This window comes from Lentzea sp. NBRC 105346, from assembly GCF_030269605.1.
Taxonomy (GTDB): domain Bacteria; phylum Actinomycetota; class Actinomycetes; order Mycobacteriales; family Pseudonocardiaceae; genus Lentzea.
Map to the genome: position 1 here is coordinate 148,470 of NZ_BSTQ01000015.1, position 14,551 is coordinate 163,020.

The 14,551-nt window shown below is 68.6% G+C and carries 14 protein-coding genes and 1 pseudogene; 6 read left to right on the top strand and 9 right to left on the bottom strand.

From position 1 onward, the window contains the following. Positions 1-44: 44 nt before the first annotated feature. Positions 45-515: a GNAT family N-acetyltransferase gene (locus QSK35_RS29250; RefSeq protein WP_285750761.1), complete on the top strand. Its 471-nt coding sequence runs from the start codon at positions 45-47 to the stop codon at positions 513-515. 410 nt (positions 516-925) lie between these two features. Here QSK35_RS29250 and QSK35_RS29255 read toward each other — a convergent pair whose 3' ends face one another. The 7 genes from QSK35_RS29255 to QSK35_RS29285 form a co-directional block, all read right to left on the bottom strand. Beyond that, on the bottom strand, positions 926-1,417 hold the full coding sequence (locus QSK35_RS29255) for a YkvA family protein (protein ID WP_285750762.1): 492 nt from the start codon (positions 1,415-1,417) through the stop codon (positions 926-928). Then, on the bottom strand, positions 1,417-1,815 hold the full coding sequence (locus tag QSK35_RS29260) for a hypothetical protein (RefSeq protein WP_285750763.1): 399 nt from the start codon (positions 1,813-1,815) through the stop codon (positions 1,417-1,419). The genes QSK35_RS29255 and QSK35_RS29260 overlap by 1 nt, the downstream gene beginning before the upstream one ends. A 102-nt stretch (positions 1,816-1,917) precedes the next feature. Then, positions 1,918-2,112: a hypothetical protein gene (locus tag QSK35_RS29265; protein ID WP_285750764.1), complete on the bottom strand. Its 195-nt coding sequence runs from the start codon at positions 2,110-2,112 to the stop codon at positions 1,918-1,920. Next, a complete protein-coding gene (locus tag QSK35_RS29270; RefSeq protein ID WP_285750765.1) occupies positions 2,112-3,482 on the bottom strand; it encodes an NAD(P)/FAD-dependent oxidoreductase in 1,371 nt (456 codons plus the stop codon). The genes QSK35_RS29265 and QSK35_RS29270 overlap by 1 nt, the downstream gene beginning before the upstream one ends. After that, positions 3,482-4,300, bottom strand: a complete 819-nt coding sequence (locus QSK35_RS29275) for a ferric reductase-like transmembrane domain-containing protein (RefSeq protein ID WP_285750766.1) — start codon at positions 4,298-4,300, stop codon at positions 3,482-3,484. Before QSK35_RS29275 ends, QSK35_RS29270 begins: the two co-directional genes overlap by 1 nt. 173 nt (positions 4,301-4,473) lie before the next feature. After that, positions 4,474-5,193: a DUF4142 domain-containing protein gene (locus QSK35_RS29280; protein ID WP_285750767.1), complete on the bottom strand. Its 720-nt coding sequence runs from the start codon at positions 5,191-5,193 to the stop codon at positions 4,474-4,476. A 59-nt stretch (positions 5,194-5,252) separates the two neighbouring features. Next, complete coding sequence (locus QSK35_RS29285) at positions 5,253-5,831, bottom strand: hypothetical protein (RefSeq protein WP_285750768.1); 579 nt, start codon at positions 5,829-5,831, stop codon at positions 5,253-5,255. Between the two features lie 115 nt (positions 5,832-5,946). On the opposite strand from QSK35_RS29285, the gene QSK35_RS29290 reads away from it, so the two are divergent. Both QSK35_RS29290 and QSK35_RS29295 read left to right on the top strand, forming a co-directional pair. After that, a complete protein-coding gene (locus tag QSK35_RS29290) occupies positions 5,947-6,513 on the top strand; it encodes a sigma-70 family RNA polymerase sigma factor (protein WP_285750769.1) in 567 nt (188 codons plus the stop codon). Then, positions 6,510-7,253, top strand: a complete 744-nt coding sequence (locus tag QSK35_RS29295; RefSeq protein WP_285750770.1) for an anti-sigma factor family protein — start codon at positions 6,510-6,512, stop codon at positions 7,251-7,253. Before QSK35_RS29290 ends, QSK35_RS29295 begins: the two co-directional genes overlap by 4 nt. 295 nt (positions 7,254-7,548) lie before the next feature. Here QSK35_RS29295 and QSK35_RS29300 read toward each other — a convergent pair whose 3' ends face one another. Further along, on the bottom strand, positions 7,549-9,171 hold the full coding sequence (locus tag QSK35_RS29300) for a C39 family peptidase (RefSeq protein ID WP_285750771.1): 1,623 nt from the start codon (positions 9,169-9,171) through the stop codon (positions 7,549-7,551). 64 nt (positions 9,172-9,235) lie between these two features. On the opposite strand from QSK35_RS29300, the gene QSK35_RS29305 reads away from it, so the two are divergent. The 3 genes and pseudogenes from QSK35_RS29305 to QSK35_RS29315 form a co-directional block, all read left to right on the top strand. After that, positions 9,236-11,800: an AfsR/SARP family transcriptional regulator gene (locus QSK35_RS29305; RefSeq protein ID WP_285750772.1), complete on the top strand. Its 2,565-nt coding sequence runs from the start codon at positions 9,236-9,238 to the stop codon at positions 11,798-11,800. Positions 11,801-11,881: 81 nt separating this feature from the next. After that, positions 11,882-13,060: an ABC transporter substrate-binding protein gene (locus QSK35_RS29310; RefSeq protein WP_285750773.1), complete on the top strand. Its 1,179-nt coding sequence runs from the start codon at positions 11,882-11,884 to the stop codon at positions 13,058-13,060. Between the two features lie 91 nt (positions 13,061-13,151). Beyond that, positions 13,152-13,250, top strand: a pseudogene (locus tag QSK35_RS29315) (response regulator transcription factor); the annotation flags it as partial. A gap of 78 nt (positions 13,251-13,328) precedes the next feature. Here the strand turns inward: QSK35_RS29315 and QSK35_RS29320 are convergent. Further along, positions 13,329-14,324 carry a C40 family peptidase gene (locus QSK35_RS29320; RefSeq protein ID WP_285750774.1) on the bottom strand — a complete coding sequence of 332 codons (996 nt, stop codon included), beginning with the start codon at positions 14,322-14,324 and terminating at the stop codon, positions 13,329-13,331. Positions 14,325-14,551: the final 227 nt, after the last annotated feature.

The following is a 14,551-nucleotide window of genomic DNA, read 5'->3' on the forward strand; positions in this document are numbered from 1 at the left end:
AACTCAGTGGAATTCGCCGTGTCCGGACGCCACGATATCGATTTGTGAAGATCCGCCGCGCATTCGCCGACGAGCTACCCCACCTGCAGGACATCGAGAACGCCTCGGGTGAGCCGTTCCGCGCCATCGGCATGCCCGAGATCGCCGACGACGACCCGATCTCGCTCTCGCTGCTGGCCGCCAGTGAGGTGTGGGTGGCCGTGGACTCCGACGACGTGCCGGTGGCTTTCGTGGCGCTTGGTGTGGTGGACGGGGTGCGGCACATCCACCAGGTCAGCGTGCATCCCGGCCATGCTCGGCGGGGGATCGGCGCGGCTCTGATCTCGCACGTCGCCGAGGGGCCGGTTTCGTTGACCACGTTCCGGGACGTGCCGTGGAACGCGCCCTACTACGCGCGGCTGGGGTTCGTGGAGATGGATGTGCTGGGGCCCGAGCTGGCCGCGGTGATGGCGGAGGAGGCGGCGCACGGGCTGACGGGGCGGGTCGCGATGCTGCTCACTCCGCCGCGGGATTGAGGCGGGGGCGCGGGTGCTGACGGGCGGGGTCGCGATGCTGCTCAACCGGCCGCAGGTGTGACGGCGGGCTGCGGGCGGAGTCGCGTGGTGGGGTCGGATTGCTGGCGGGGTTGGTATCCGGGCGGCCTGGCCGGGGTGGCGGGATCCGCCCGCGGCGGCCCAAGCCGTGTGGCGGGGCTGGATTGGTGGCGGGGTTGGTATCCGGGCGGCCTGGCCGGGGTGGCGGGATCCGCCCGCGGCGGCCCAAGCCGTGTGGTGGGGCTGGATTGGTGGCGGGGTTCGTATCCCGGCGGTCGGCCGGGTGGCGTGACTCGTCCGCCGTGGGCGGAATCGTGCGGCAGGGGCCGGATCGGTGGTCAGGCTCGTACCCCGGCCGCCCGCCGCGGCCCGAGCCGTGCGGCGCAGCCGGATCAGTGGCCGAGCTCGCCCCCGGCCGCCTTGCCCGGCGCCGGCGGCACCGCCCGCTGCTGCTTCTCCCACCGCAGGAACAACCCGGAAGCCGCCGACACACTCGTGAGCAGCCACACGAGCACCCCGGCGTCGTCCGTCACCCCGATGATCGGCAACAGCTCCGGCAGCACATCGATCGGCGACACCAGGTAGAGCAGAGCGAACGCCCACAGCGCGAGCCGGCTCTTGGGCAGCCCGGCGTACTGACCGCTGCGCATGCTGCGCACCAGCCGGGGGAGTGCCTTGAGCCGCTGGATCGGGTTCCCGATCGGGTGAGGCTCGCCGCGTAGCCGCCGGCGCCGCGCCCGGATGATCCCGACGCCGCCGACGACCACGCCCACGCCGATCAGGCTCCACCCGACCGCGACCGGGGGCAGGCCGAGCAGGTAGTCGTCCCGCACGAGGAGCGTGATCAGCCCCACGACCGCGAGAAAGCCCCCGAAGACGACCATCAGCTGGGTTCCTGGAACACCATGGCCGGGATGACCGGCCGTTCGGCGGCCTGCGGCTTCACGGGCTGCTCGAGCACCGGGACGACCGGTTCAGGCTGCTCTTCCTTCTTCACCGGCTTCTTGACCGCCAGCTTGGGTGCGGGGGCCTGGTCGAGCGCCGCGCGGGCCTTCGAGATCCAGACCTTCTGCATGTGCTCGTCCTTGGACCCGGCGGCCTCGGCGGTGAGTCCGGAGAGGACACCGCGGATGGCCGCCACGAGCGCCGGATGACGCCGGATCGCCTGCCACACCGCGTGATCACCCGGTAGCCGCGCGGACACGAGCTGCTTGACCTGCGGGCGCAGTTCCGGAATGGACATTTCGAGCCACCGGTCTACGACGGCAGGGCTGATCGCCACGAACACAGCCTCCCAAGACGGATCTACTGCCCACAGGATGTCACGAATTCAACGTCCTGTGTGGCGATCTGTTTCACTCGGAGTACCCGTTCGCAACCTTACCTAAAACCGGACACTGGAAACAAAACAGACGGTGTTGCGGCTCGGGAGCCCGCCGAGCCGCAACACCGAGGAGACGCGCGTCGGACGGCGCGGGGACGGGGTCTCACCGCTGTGCGGCACGAGGTCCGCCACCTGGCCGCGCCAGCGGCTGACGAGACACCCGAACCCGCTGCCCTTGCCGTCCGAGCCCTGCATCAGGGTCTCGCGCGCCCGCCACCGGACCGCACGGTCTCCGGCCGCGACCGCGAATGCCTGCGCCGCTGGAGCGGCGGGGACATCGAGGAGGAGACCGACGGGGGAATCGACAGTGCGGTGGTGGGAACCTGTTCGCGAACCGGGGGAGCCGGGGGTTCCGGAGCCGGGGCGGGCTCGGGAACCGGCGGGTTCGTCCACGTAGGACGTTCCAGTTCGACGGTGTTCTGCCGGAACAGTTCCGGCGTGTCCCTGATGATCCGGCCGGGCTGCTCCAGCCCGACGAGACCGACCAGCTTGCCATCGGCGATGAAACCGGTGAGGCCGTTGACGTCCGTGGTGTCCTTGCCCAGCACCGGAAGCCCGGCGCCCTGCACGCGCATGCCGTACATCTCGGTCCAGAACCGGGGTACGGGCGTGTACGCCTTGGCGGCGGTCTTGCCGATCAGGAGGTTCTCGGCGGCCGCGCGGCCGCCCTCGACGGCGTTGAGCCAGTGCTCGACGCGCCGCAGCACGCCGCCGAAGCGCATGTTCGGCCACCGCGCCACGTCGCCGCACGCCACGATGTTCTCCGCACCGATGACGTGGTTCGTGGCGTCGCAGAGAACGCCGTCCTCGATGATCAGGCCGGACCCGCGCAGCCACTCCACGGCGGGCGACGCGCCGACCGCGAGCACCACGCACGAGGCGAAGAACACCTGGCCGTCGGACAGGTGGATGCCGATGCCGCCGGGCTGGCGCACCCAGTGCCGGATGCCGACACCGGTCGCGAGCCGCACGCCGTGGTGCTTGTGCGCCTCGGTGATCGTCTTGCCGATGTCGTCACCGACGACACCGCCGAGCAGCTGCGGGGAGCGGGCGATCAACGCCACGTCACGGCCGAGGTGCCGCACCGAACAAGCGATCTCGCAGCCGATGAAGCCACCGCCGATGACGGCGACGAGGCCCTGGCTCTCCCGGATGTTGTTGCGGATGTTGATCGCGTCGTCCAGCGTGCGCAGCACGTGCACGCGCGGGTCGTGCCGGGGAGCGCCCTTCATCGTGCGGGCGTCCACACCGGTCGCGATGATCATGCCGTCGTACTTCATCTCCTCGCCGCCCGGCAGCCACACCGTCTGGCGGTCCGGCTCGAGGTGCAGCGCCGGCGAACCGAGGCGCCACTCGGCGTCGAGGTCCGGGTCGAACGACAGCAGGGAGTCGTCCGGGTGCCACTCGCCGGTGATGATCTGCTTGGACAGCGCGGGCCGGTGGTAGGGCAGGTGGTGCTCGGCGGACAGGATGGTGACCGATCCGTCGAAACCCATCTCCCGCAACCGTTCCGCGGCACGGACTCCACCGAGCCCACCGCCCACGATGACGATGCGTTCGGCCATTATCGGACACGCTCCTTGATGTCGATGGCGCGCATCGGGCAGGCGCGTGCGGCGGCGCGAGCCTGCGCGAAGTGTTCTTCGGGCGGGCGGCGGTTGTAGGTGAGGCGGTTGTCCTCGATGAGCTGGAAGACATCGGGCGCCTCGGCCTGGCAAGTGCCGTACCGGTGGCACTTCTCGTTGTTGACACTGACGTCCATGGCGTCGCCGTCACCCTGGTTGCCGGGCTCGGGCTCCAGCATGCCGATCTTGGTGAGCATCTCGGGTGGCAGGAACCGCGCCAGGGCCAGGGTCGCGGTCGGTACCAGCACGGTCAGACCGCCGAGCCACGTGATCGACAGGTTGCCGTTCGCGATCGCGCCGAACCAGGAGTGCACCACGGTGAGGGCCACCGCGATGTAGGCGGTTTGGTGGAAGCGCAACCACTTGCGGTAGAAGACCTTGTGGCGCACCGAGGCGAAGATGGCGATGGCCGCCATCAGTTCCAGGCCGACGATGCCGAGCGCGTGGCGGAAGAAACCGCCCTCGACGAACGGCAGCACGAGCCGGATGAAGCCGAGGTTGCCGTCCCGCAGCAGCGAGAAGGCGAAGGCGTGCAACGCCCCGAACGCGATGGCGAGGCTGGCGAGCACCATGTGCCCGTTCTTCAGCCCCTCCCTGCCGGTGAGCTTCTGCGCCCATCCGGTCGCGATGAGCACGCCCCACGAGAGGGTCGCGCACATCAACACGTAAGCCAGCCTGGCGGAGATCTGGGCCATCTTCTTGACGCCTGAGTCGAAATCGGACGCCTGAGCCACCAGGAGCGGAATCTGGCTGGTCAATCGATCCTCCGGAAACGATGCTGCGGTTGCTGTTGTCGCGGGAACCCGTCCGGTCCTGCCGTGCAGGAGTGGACACGTGAAGGACCGGACGGGTGGGAACAGGTCCGCGTTGGAGTGCCTCTGGCTTTGCTCACCACCTCCCATCCGGGGTGGTCGGGTCTAGCTCTGACGGTTCACCGCACCGGCTTTCGCGGGCGGAGGACTCGGAGGAGCGCGATCGTCGTGACGACTCCGGCGACGGAGACGACGAGGATCACCAGCATGTTGGGACTGCCGCCCTCGGGGTTCTGCAACGAGGCGTTGATGACGCCGCCGAAGGGAACCGGGTCGGCGCGTCCCGCGTCGCTGACGAGCTCGGTGCTCTCCAGCAGGGTCATGTGCTTCATGACGATGTCGATACCGACCTGGGCGAAGGGGCGGATCGCGTCGTTGGCCGTCTGCGTGCGGACCTTCGCGATGAACAGGAAGACCTGGCCGTGCGCCGCGCGCAGCCGGTCCGCGAAGGCCCGGTCGAACTCCGCGCCCTGCAGGCCCTCCAGCTCCTTCATCCAGGACTGCTGGGCCGGCGTGGGCATGTCGGGCAGCGTCATGCCGAACTGTTCGGCGAGCTTGTTCGACGCCTGGTCGAGCTTCATGTGGTCGAGCATCAGCAGCTTGCCGACCTCTTTGACCCGCTGGCTCTGGCCGACCTTGCCTGCCAGCTCACCCATGGGCATCTCCCACAGGCCTGCCTGCTTGACCTTGATGATGAGGTCGCGGTCGTTCTGGGTGAACGGCCCGGTCGGGGTGTCGACGGTGGGGTTGTTCTCCTGAGGCTGGGCCAGAGCGGCTGCGGAACCGCTGTGCAGCAGGAAGAACGTGGCCAGGACGGTGACTAGGGCTCTTTTGATCATCGTCGTGTGTGTTCGTCCGTCAGTTGGAGGGAGTCGGGTGGGTGCCGAAAAGATCGGGTTCAGGAGCCGGGCGGGGGAGCCGGCTGGCTGGACGTGGGGTTGGTTCCCGAGGTGGGTTGTTGCTGCTGTTGTCCTTTGTTCCCGGGAACGCCGGGCATGCCCGCGGTCAGGGACGCCTTCTGGCCGGTCGGCCCGGTGGCGAACCACTTGCCGCCACTGCCCTGTCCCTTCACGTCGCCGGGCTGTGCGTCCCCGGCGAACGTGTACTGCGGGACACCGTTGATGGTCAGCTGTTTCGTGCCGTCCGCCCTGGTCACCACGCCGAGGGTCAGGGGGTCGACACCGGTCGTCAGAGGAGTGCCTTCCGCGGGTACGGGCGGCCACTTCTTCGCGCACTCACCTTCGCAATTGGACTTCGGCGGTTTCACGCTGTCCCCTTCGAACCGGTACAGCGCCATGCCGTTGCCGTTCACCACATGCCAGCCGACCTGATCGGACTCGATGACCGTCAACAGCCCGTTCGCGCCCTTGCCCTGCTGTGCCACCGGTTTCGGACCCTGAGCGACGGGGTTGCCGCTCGTGCCACAGGCGGACAGCACCAGCGCGAGGGCTGGGAGTACGGCCAGGGCTCGTCGCATCTGGTGAGTCCTTTCTCGGGTGAGGTACCGAGGAGTACGGACACGATCCGGCAACGGTTCATGGACAACGTGACGAATATTTGCCTCTCGACTTGAGACGGTTGATGGGGCAAGGATGTCCCCCGTGGCGCGGCATAGACGTCAACGCGAGTTAGCAGACACACCAAGACCGGGGAGCCTCGAAGAGGAGTTGATTCGCCGGCTGTACGAAGAGTTCGGCAGCGCGCTGCTCGGGCACTGCATGAGACTGACGGGTCATGATCGGCAATGGGCCGAGGACATCGTGCAGGAAACGCTGGTCAGAGCATGGCGCAATGCCGAAAAACTGGAGCGCGACCCCGTACTGCTGAGAAGCTGGTTGTTCACAGTGGCACGGAGGTTGGTCATCGACGACCGGCGTAAGCGCAGCGTCCGTCCGCAGGAGTTCGAACTGACCCCTTCGGACGAGTCCCCTCAGGGCAATGAGGAGGACCGGACCCTGGCGGCCATCGTCGTGGCGGAAGCCATGAACGGCCTGTCCGAGGAACATCGGGAGGCTATTCTCGAGACGTACCTGCGGGATCGCACCGTTGGTGAGGCCGCGGCGGCGCTTGGAGTGCCACCGGGAACCGTCAAATCAAGGGTGTACTACGCGCTGCGAGCGTTGCGGCGCGCGTTGCACGATCGGGGAGAGTCGCGGTGACAACGGCACCTGACCACCTCGACGTCGCCGCCTATGTGCTCGGCATCCTGGATGCCGACGAGGTGGAGGCGTTCGAGAACCACCTGACCGAGTGTCGCCGGTGCGCACTCGATCTGCGCGACTTCGCGGTGGTGCCGGACCTGATCGACGAAGCGGACGCGGGCGGCATGCTCAGGGGGACCGCCCCGGAACGCCCCGACGGCAAGTCGGTGCGCGTGATGCTGGACCAGGTTGCGGCCAAACGGCGCAGGCGGCGCTGGTTCGTGGCGCAGGGCGTCGCGGCCGCGGCGGCCGGGATCATCGCGGTGACCGCGGTGACCACGACGCTGATCGTCCGCGACGACAACGGCGGCGGCTCGAACACCGCCCAGCCCACGCAGTCGACGGAGACGTCGCAGACGCGCGTGGCGCAGAACTCGAAGGACACCAGCAAGGAGATCAAGAACGACAACCCTGCCACCGGCGTCGGCGTGAAGATCAACGCGACCGACGAGACGGCGGGAATGAACGTCCAGCTCGAGGTGAAGGGCATGAGCGGTCCCGCGAAGGGGCAGCTGGTCGCCGTCGCCCGGACCGGACGGGTGGCGCAGGTGGCGAGCTTCTTCGCGCCGGAGCCGATCGCGGGCGAGAAGAAGTCCTTCTTCCTCGTCGGCACGGTCGCCATGCGCTGGCACGAGATCGCGATGTTCCGGCTGATGGACGACAACGGCAAGGTCCTCGTCGAGGTCCTCGCCTCCTGACCCAGACGTACCGGGTCCCCCGGTCGCGGCGTTGGCGCTCCGCGACCGGGGGGCCTGTTTCGTTTCAGGGGGTCGGCGTTTCAGGGGTCAGGCCGCCCACATCTGGGCCGGGTTGAAAGAGCGTCCCGTTGTCGGTGTAGCCGATGACGACCGACAGGTGGCCGGTGGTATTGCCCCAGGTGCCGTCGCAGGCACGTCGCCTCCTGACCCGGACGTACCGGGTCCCCCGGTCGCGGCGTTGGCGCTCCGCGACCGGGGGACCTGTTTCGTTTCAGAGGGTCAGCGTTTCAGGGGGTCAGGCCGCCCACATCTGGGCCGGGTTGATGTAGGACCAGTCGTAGATCTGGTTGGCGCCGTCGTAGCTGCCGTCCGTGCCCGCGCCGTAGGTGTCGTGCACGTAGAACCGCCCGTTGTCGGTGTAGCCGATGACGACCGAGAGGTGGCCGGCGGTGTTGCCCCAGGTGCCGCTCATGATGACGAACTTGCCCTGGTCGAGGTACGCCCTGACCTGCGCGGGGGTGTAGTTGCCCTGGGAGACCGCGGCGCCGTTGCGGGCCAGGAAGTCACGCTCCTTGTCCCACACCGCGCACGGCCGGGCGGGATTGCCGCCGCACGCGCGTTCGGTGATCCAGCCGTGGGCGCCCTTCCAGGCACCGTTGAGCGCCCAGTCCACCTGAGTCCGGTTGAACGTGGTGCCGCGGTTGGTGAACTCGTCGGTGATGTAGCGCCCCCACTTGGACCAGTGGCTGTACGGCGAGGAGACCTGCACACCGAACTCGTTCGGCAGCTGGTAGGTCACCAGGTCGATCACCGCACTCGTCGGGCCGCACGAGGAGTTGCCGTTGAACTCGTTGCGCGTGTCCCACAACTGGTGGATGTACTCCGCACGGTTCAATCTGGCGTTAATGGTCACGTCCCCGGACGGCGCATCCAGCTGTGCGGCGTTCAGCCCATTTCCCTTGCGATATCCGGAATTCGGAGAGCCGATGGTCACCTCGGCGCCGTCGAAACCGCTCAGCGGGTAGCGGAACGACAGGCCGGTGACGACCTTCGCGGCCTTCCCGCCGAGGTCCTGGACGTACACGCCGTTGATCCCGTCGAGCTGCTGCGGGCCGAGCTTCTTGTCCGTCACGCAGCCCATCAGCTCGTAGGCGACCTTGCTGCCGTCCTCGCTCCACACCGCCGAGCGGTAGTGGCCCTTGGTCTCAGCGAGCAACTTCGTGACCTTGCCCGTCTCGGTGGCCAGACCCAGCGTGTTCGGCGCGCCGCAGCGGTAGATCTCGTTCGCCTTGATGAAGCTGACGTGCCGCCGGCCGCCGATGTCGACGATCTTGAAGTTGCGGTACAGGTCGTCCTTGCTCGCGATCAACGTGGTCGTGGCGCCGGTGGCGATGTCGAACCGGCTCAGCGTCTCGACGTACGTGCTGTCGTCCTGCACGTCCGGGTGCTGCACGACGAGCAGACCGCCGCCGTCGCTCGTCCAGCCGAGGATCTTCGGCGCCCGGCCGCTCACCTCGCCGACCGGCTTGCCGTCGACGTGCACCGTGTTCTTGTCGAGGTAGGCGAGAACGCCCTTGGAGGAGAACTCGGCGGAGGTGATCTCCCCGCGAGCGATCTCGTGGATCCGTCCGGCGGGGGAGACGGTCACCAGGCCGCTGCCCTTGGTGCTGTCGAAGTCGGTGATCACGGCGGCGAGCGCGCCGTCGGAGGTTGCCGATGTTCTGAGGGTGAACGCCGGGTCGGAGACCGGGATCGTCGCACGTTTCACGCCACCGACGACGACGTCGTAGCCGTTGGCCGCCTGCACCGCCCGCGCCTGGGACGGCCGCTCGGTGTACTGCTGCTGCGCCTGGACGGGGGAACCGGTCGCCGCGAGGGCCAGCAGTGCCAGTGCCGCCGCGATAGTGGATCTGTTCATGGGCCAAAGGTCACCCGGTCTTGGCATGTGAACGGTATGCGTCCGGTAGTTACGATCTGACCCTGTGGAGTTCCGCCTGCTCGGGCCGGTTGAGGCTTATGCCGACGACGGCTCGCGGCTGCCCGTCGGACCTCCCAAGCAGCGCGCGGTGCTGGCGTTGCTGCTGGCCCAGGCCGGGCAGGTGCTCTCGGTCGACCGGTTGATCAGCGTCCTGTGGGACGACGCGCCACCGAAGACCGCGCTGAAGAACCTCCAGGTCTACGTCTACCAGCTGCGCAAGATCGTGGGGTCGCGGCTGCTTTCCCGCCCGCCCGGCTATTTGATGTCCGTGCGTCCGGAGGAACTCGATCTCGTCCGGTTCACCGAGCTGCTGGACGTCGCGCGGCGTGAGCGGACGCCCGAGAGATATCGCGCGGCGCTTTCGTTGTGGCGCGGTCCGGCGCTCGCGGATTTGGCGGCTTCGGGATTGTTGCGCGGAGTCGTTGCGCAACTCGACGAATTGCGACTGGCCGCGCGCGTCGAATGTGCCGACGCCGAGCTCGACCGCGGCCGGCACGTCGAGATCATCGCGGAGCTGAACGGCTGGGTGCGCGAACATCCGTTGCACGAACGCCTGCGCGAACAACAGATGATCGCGTTGCACCGGTCCGGCCGGTCCGCCGAGGCGCTGGCGGCCTACCAGGAGTGCCGGACGCTGCTCGACGACGAGCTCGGTGTCGAGCCCGGCACCGGGCTGAAGCGTCTGCACGCGGCGATCCTGCGCGCGAAACCCGTTGCGGGAGAACCGGTCCGCCAGCTTCCGCCGGACGTGGCGTCGTTCGCCGGGCGCACCGCGGAGCTGGCCTCGTTGCGCGAACAGCTGGCGCGAACCGGCCGGGTCGCGGTGTGCGTGATCACCGGGCAGGCCGGCATCGGCAAGTCCGCGCTCGCCGTGCGGATGGCGCATTCGGTCGCGCGCGACTACCCGGACGGCCAGCTCTACGCCGACCTCGCCGAAGGCAACCCGATCGACCGGTTCCTGCGGGCGCTGGGTGTCACCGACGTGCCCGTGGACCGGGTCGAGGCGGCGGCACAGCTGCGGTCGCTGACCGCCGAACGCCGGCTGCTCGTCGTACTGGACAACGTCGCGTCCGCCGGCCAGGTCCGCAGGCTGCTGCCCACCGGTCCCGGCTCGGCCGTGCTCGTCACCTCCCGCCGCCCGCTCGCCGACCTCGCAGGCGCGTCCTACCTGCGGCTCGGCGCGTTGCCGATGAAGGAGGCCCTGCGGCTGCTCAACGGGGTCGCCGGGCGCGAGCGCGTCCAGGCCGACCGGACCGCGGCGACCCAGCTCGTCCGGTGGTGCGGCGGGCTTCCGCTGGCGCTGCGCATCATCGGCGCCCGGCTCGTCGCCCGTCCACAGTGGACACTGCAGGCGCTGGCGGACCGGCTCGCGGACGAGCGGCGCCGGCTGGACGAGCTCAAGCTCGGCGACCTGGCGGTGCGCACGGCGTTCGCCGTGAGCTATGCGGAGCTGGGAAGTTCCTTGGCAGCACGGACGTTCCGGCTGCTCGGCCTGGTCGACGGACCTGATCTGGCGGTGACGTCGGCGGTCGCGCTGGCCGACGACCCGGACGTCGAGGACGCGCTCGCCGAGCTTGCCGACGCGTGCCTCGTCGAGGAACCGGAGCCCGGCCGTTACCACCTGCACGACCTGCTGCGCCTGTTCGCCCGCGAACGCTGCCGCGCCGAAGAGTCCAGAGTGGACCGGACGAAGGCGTTGCGGCGGCTGCACGAGCACCTGCTGACCGCGTTGAACAACGGGCCGGACGACACGTGGCTGGAGGCGGAGCGGCTGAACCTGCTCGCCGCCGTGCGGCAGGCCGAACCCGCCACCGCGATCGCGTTCGCGCACGCGCTGTCGTGGTACTTCCGCCGCCGCTCCGAGGTCGTGGAGTGGGAGGCGATCAACGACATCGCGCTGGCGGCGGCCAGGGAGACCGGTGACCAGCGGGCGGAGGCGCTGGCGTTGAAGGAGCTCGGCGCGGCCTGCGAACGCGCGCTGCGCGTCGATGACGCGATGACCCACTGGACCGCGGCGCTGGAGCTCTCACGTGAACTGGGGGATCGCGCGCTGGAAGCGTTCATGCTGAACAACATCGGCATCGTGCACTGGCGGCGGCGCGACCTCGCGGCGGCGCGCGAGTGCCTCGAGTCCTCGCTCGCGCTGCGCGTCGAGCTCGACGACGAGCCGGGCGCGGCGAAGGCGTTGACGAACCTCGGCCTCGTGCACGCCGCGGCGGGGGACCACACCGCGGCCCTGGAGTGCTACGAACGGACGTCGCGGACGTTCCGACAGGTCGGCGACCGCTCCGGTGAGCTGTTCGCGCTGGCCAACATCGCGCAGGCGCAACGGGAGCTGGGCGAGGAGGACCTCGCGCTCGCCTCGGTGACCGCCGCGCTGGATCTCGCCCGCGAGCTGGGGGACCGGCAGACCGAAGCGGGGCTGCTGCTCGACCTCGGCGGTGTCCACGAGCTGGCGGACCGTGCGCCGGACGCACGGGACGCCTATCGCGCCGCGCTCGAACTGTGCCGGATGATCGGTTTCCAGTGGGGCGAAGAAGAAGCGCTTCGTCGCTTAGCTATGGGGTGAACCCTACTTCTCGGTGGCGTCTCAGCTGGTGATCATCGCTGCTCGCATCACCGCCGATGCCGAGATTGGGAGTGTCACCACATGCAGGCCAGGGTCACCACCGCCGTGCTCGTAGCAGCTCTCGCAGGAGGTTGCGCCGCCGAGGCGAGCAACGCCGCGAGCGGGGAACCCATCAAGATCGGATTCGTCAACAACGAACAAGGCGCATTCGCGGCACCGCAGTTGAAGACCGGCTCCGAGGTCGCCGTGCAGTACCTCAACCGCAACGGCGGCATCAAGGGCCGCCCGATCGACGTCGTCCGCTGCGCCACGGACGGCACGCCCGAGCAGTCCGCGCAGTGCGCCGAGATGTTCGTCCGCGAGAAGGTCGTGGTGTCCGTGGAGGGCGTCGACACCGGGGCGGACGCCGCGACGCCGATCCTCACGCAGGCCGGCATCCCGATCGTCGGCCACGTGCAGTTCTCGCCGGGCCAGATGCAGGACCAGAACTCGTACTTCTTCGGCGCCGCCGCCGTCGCGTACGGCACCGCGGCGCTCAAGTACTACGCCGACCAGGGCGTGAAGACCGTGACGTGGCTGCTGCCCGACGCCGAGACGAGCCACGCGTTCACCGAGACCGTCGCCCGGCCCACGGCGCAGCGGTTCGGGTTGCGGTACAAGACGATCTACTACGACGCCGCTGATCCACAGTGGACGGTCCTCGCGCAGCAGGTCCTGCAGGAGGGGCCGGAGGCGAGCGGCAGCATCGCCGCGACCGAGGAACAGTGCGCGCACATGGTCCGCGCACTGCGCGACGTCAACTACAACGGCCGCATCCTCGCGTCGTCGTGCACGGGTCTGCCGAAGGCCGTCGGAAAGCAGTCGATCGGCGTGGAACTGTCGCAGGACCACTGGAATCCGGGCGACCCGCTGTCCGCGCCGCCCGCGAACCAGGAGGAGATCAAGGTCTACGACGAGGCGATGAAGGAGGCCGGCCACACCGAGCCGGTGCCCGGCGCGGTGGTCTCGTTCGCCGACACCATGACCCTGTCGCGGGTGCTGTCGACGATCAACGGCCCGATCACGGCGTCCACTGTGGGCGAGGCGCTGCGCGGGGTGAAGAACCTGGACAGCTTCCTCGGTCCGCAGATCACCTGTGACCACGGGTGGATGGGCAACTCCGCGTGTCACACGGCGTTGCTGTTCTACCGGTTCCAGCCCAACGGCGCTTTGAAAGCTCAGGTCCCCGACTACATCGAGGTCTCGAAGCTCAAGCCCTGACGGATACCGGTCACCGCCGCGGCGGCCGTGGTGACGACGATGGCGAGCGCGACGCCGAGCAGCAGCCGCGGCAACGCCGTCCGGTCCCACGAACCGGGAGATCGCCCGGCAGCTGTTCATCACCGAGGGCACGGTGAAGAACCATGTGTCCAATGTGCTGCGCAAACTGGAGCTGCGGGACCGCACCCAGCTGGCCCTGGTCGTGAAAACCGTTAGGGGCACCCTTGGGACGTCTGATGTCCCAAGGGTGCCCCTAACGGCACTGAAATCAGGAGTTGTCGATCCGGCGGATCGTCGAGATCGGACCGATCGAGTCGATGTCCGCGATCTTCACCGGCTGACCCTCGGTCGACGCGTGCACTGCACGGGTGCCGTCGATGGCCATCGCGACGTGCGTCTGCGACGAGTAGTAGATGATGAGGTCACCCGCCTTGACGTTGCCCCGTGACACCGCGACGCCGATACCCGCCTGGGCCTGGCTGGTGCGGGGGATGCTGATGCCCGCGGACGCATAGGACTTCTGCGTCAGCGACGAGCAGTCCCACGCGTCCGGGCCGTTGGCGCCGTAGACGTACGGGTCGCCGCGCTGCGCGAGCGCGAACTCGAGCGCCTTGCCCGCGGTGCCCGGCGGAACCAGGATCTTCGACATGTCGCCGTTGCTCTTGAGCGCGGCCTGGTCGGAACCACTGAGGCGGTTGTACGCGTTGCGCGCCTCGGTGATCTGACCGTCGAGCTTCTTCTTCTTGTCGTCGATCTCGGCCAGCAGCTTCTGGGCTGCGTCGGTGGCTTCCTTCGCCTTGCCGGACGCCTCGTTGGCCTTGTCGACCGCCGCTTGCAGCTTCGCCATCGCCTCGGCGTTGTCGGAGGCGAGCACGCCGAGCGCGGACATCCGGTTGAGGAAGTCCTGCTGGGACTCGCTGACGAGCAGCGCCGAGAGCTGGTTGAACCGCGCGCCCTCGAACGAGGCCTCGGTCAGCAGGTCGACGTGACCCCGCAGGGCCTCCTCGGCCTGCTTGGCGACGTTGAGGTCACCGTTGGCCTTGTCGAGCTCACCCTGCTTGGCCTTCAGGTCCTCCTGGGCCTTGAGGTGCTCGTCGTTGAGCTTCTCCGCCTCGTGGGACAGGTCGTTGTACTGCTTGAGCGCGTCCGACGCGTTGGCGGGCGGTTGAGCCACAGCCTGGCCACCGGGGAGGCTCGATGCCACGACGACCGCGGTCGCCAGCAGAGCTCCACGCACGGTGTGGCGTGAGGGTTGCGACACCACGTCGCGCAGTCCTCCTTCTTCCTAGCAGCCGCCTGCGCAGGACTACTGCGCGTGAGGCGACAACCTTCGCGGGTGCCCCGTTGGAGCTAACGACCGGCCCGAAGGTCTCGGCCAGGTTACGGACTGGTGCTGGCTAAGTCCACCACCGGGTAGGTCGCTTCCGACCCGTAAATCGCGGATGGAAGTGCATTGGTTACGGATGGTACGTCCACCGTGGACCGTGCTCG

What these genes read in the sequence shown, in the direction of transcription:
- QSK35_RS29255 (WP_285750762.1), bottom strand. Translation starts at nt 1,417, where the DNA reads ATGGTCGTCTTCGGGGGCTTTCTCGCGGTCGTGGGGCTGATCACGCTC.
- QSK35_RS29265 (WP_285750764.1), bottom strand. Translation starts at nt 2,112, where the DNA reads ATGCAGGGCTCGGACGGCAAGGGCAGCGGGTTCGGGTGTCTCGTCAGC.
- QSK35_RS29270 (WP_285750765.1), bottom strand. Translation starts at nt 3,482, where the DNA reads ATGGCCGAACGCATCGTCATCGTGGGCGGTGGGCTCGGTGGAGTCCGT.
- QSK35_RS29280 (WP_285750767.1), bottom strand. Translation starts at nt 5,193, where the DNA reads ATGATCAAAAGAGCCCTAGTCACCGTCCTGGCCACGTTCTTCCTGCTG.
- QSK35_RS29285 (WP_285750768.1), bottom strand. Translation starts at nt 5,831, where the DNA reads ATGCGACGAGCCCTGGCCGTACTCCCAGCCCTCGCGCTGGTGCTGTCC.
- QSK35_RS29290 (WP_285750769.1), top strand. Translation starts at nt 5,947, where the DNA reads ATGTCCCCCGTGGCGCGGCATAGACGTCAACGCGAGTTAGCAGACACA.
- QSK35_RS29300 (WP_285750771.1), bottom strand. Translation starts at nt 9,171, where the DNA reads ATGAACAGATCCACTATCGCGGCGGCACTGGCACTGCTGGCCCTCGCG.
- QSK35_RS29310 (WP_285750773.1), top strand. Translation starts at nt 11,882, where the DNA reads ATGCAGGCCAGGGTCACCACCGCCGTGCTCGTAGCAGCTCTCGCAGGA.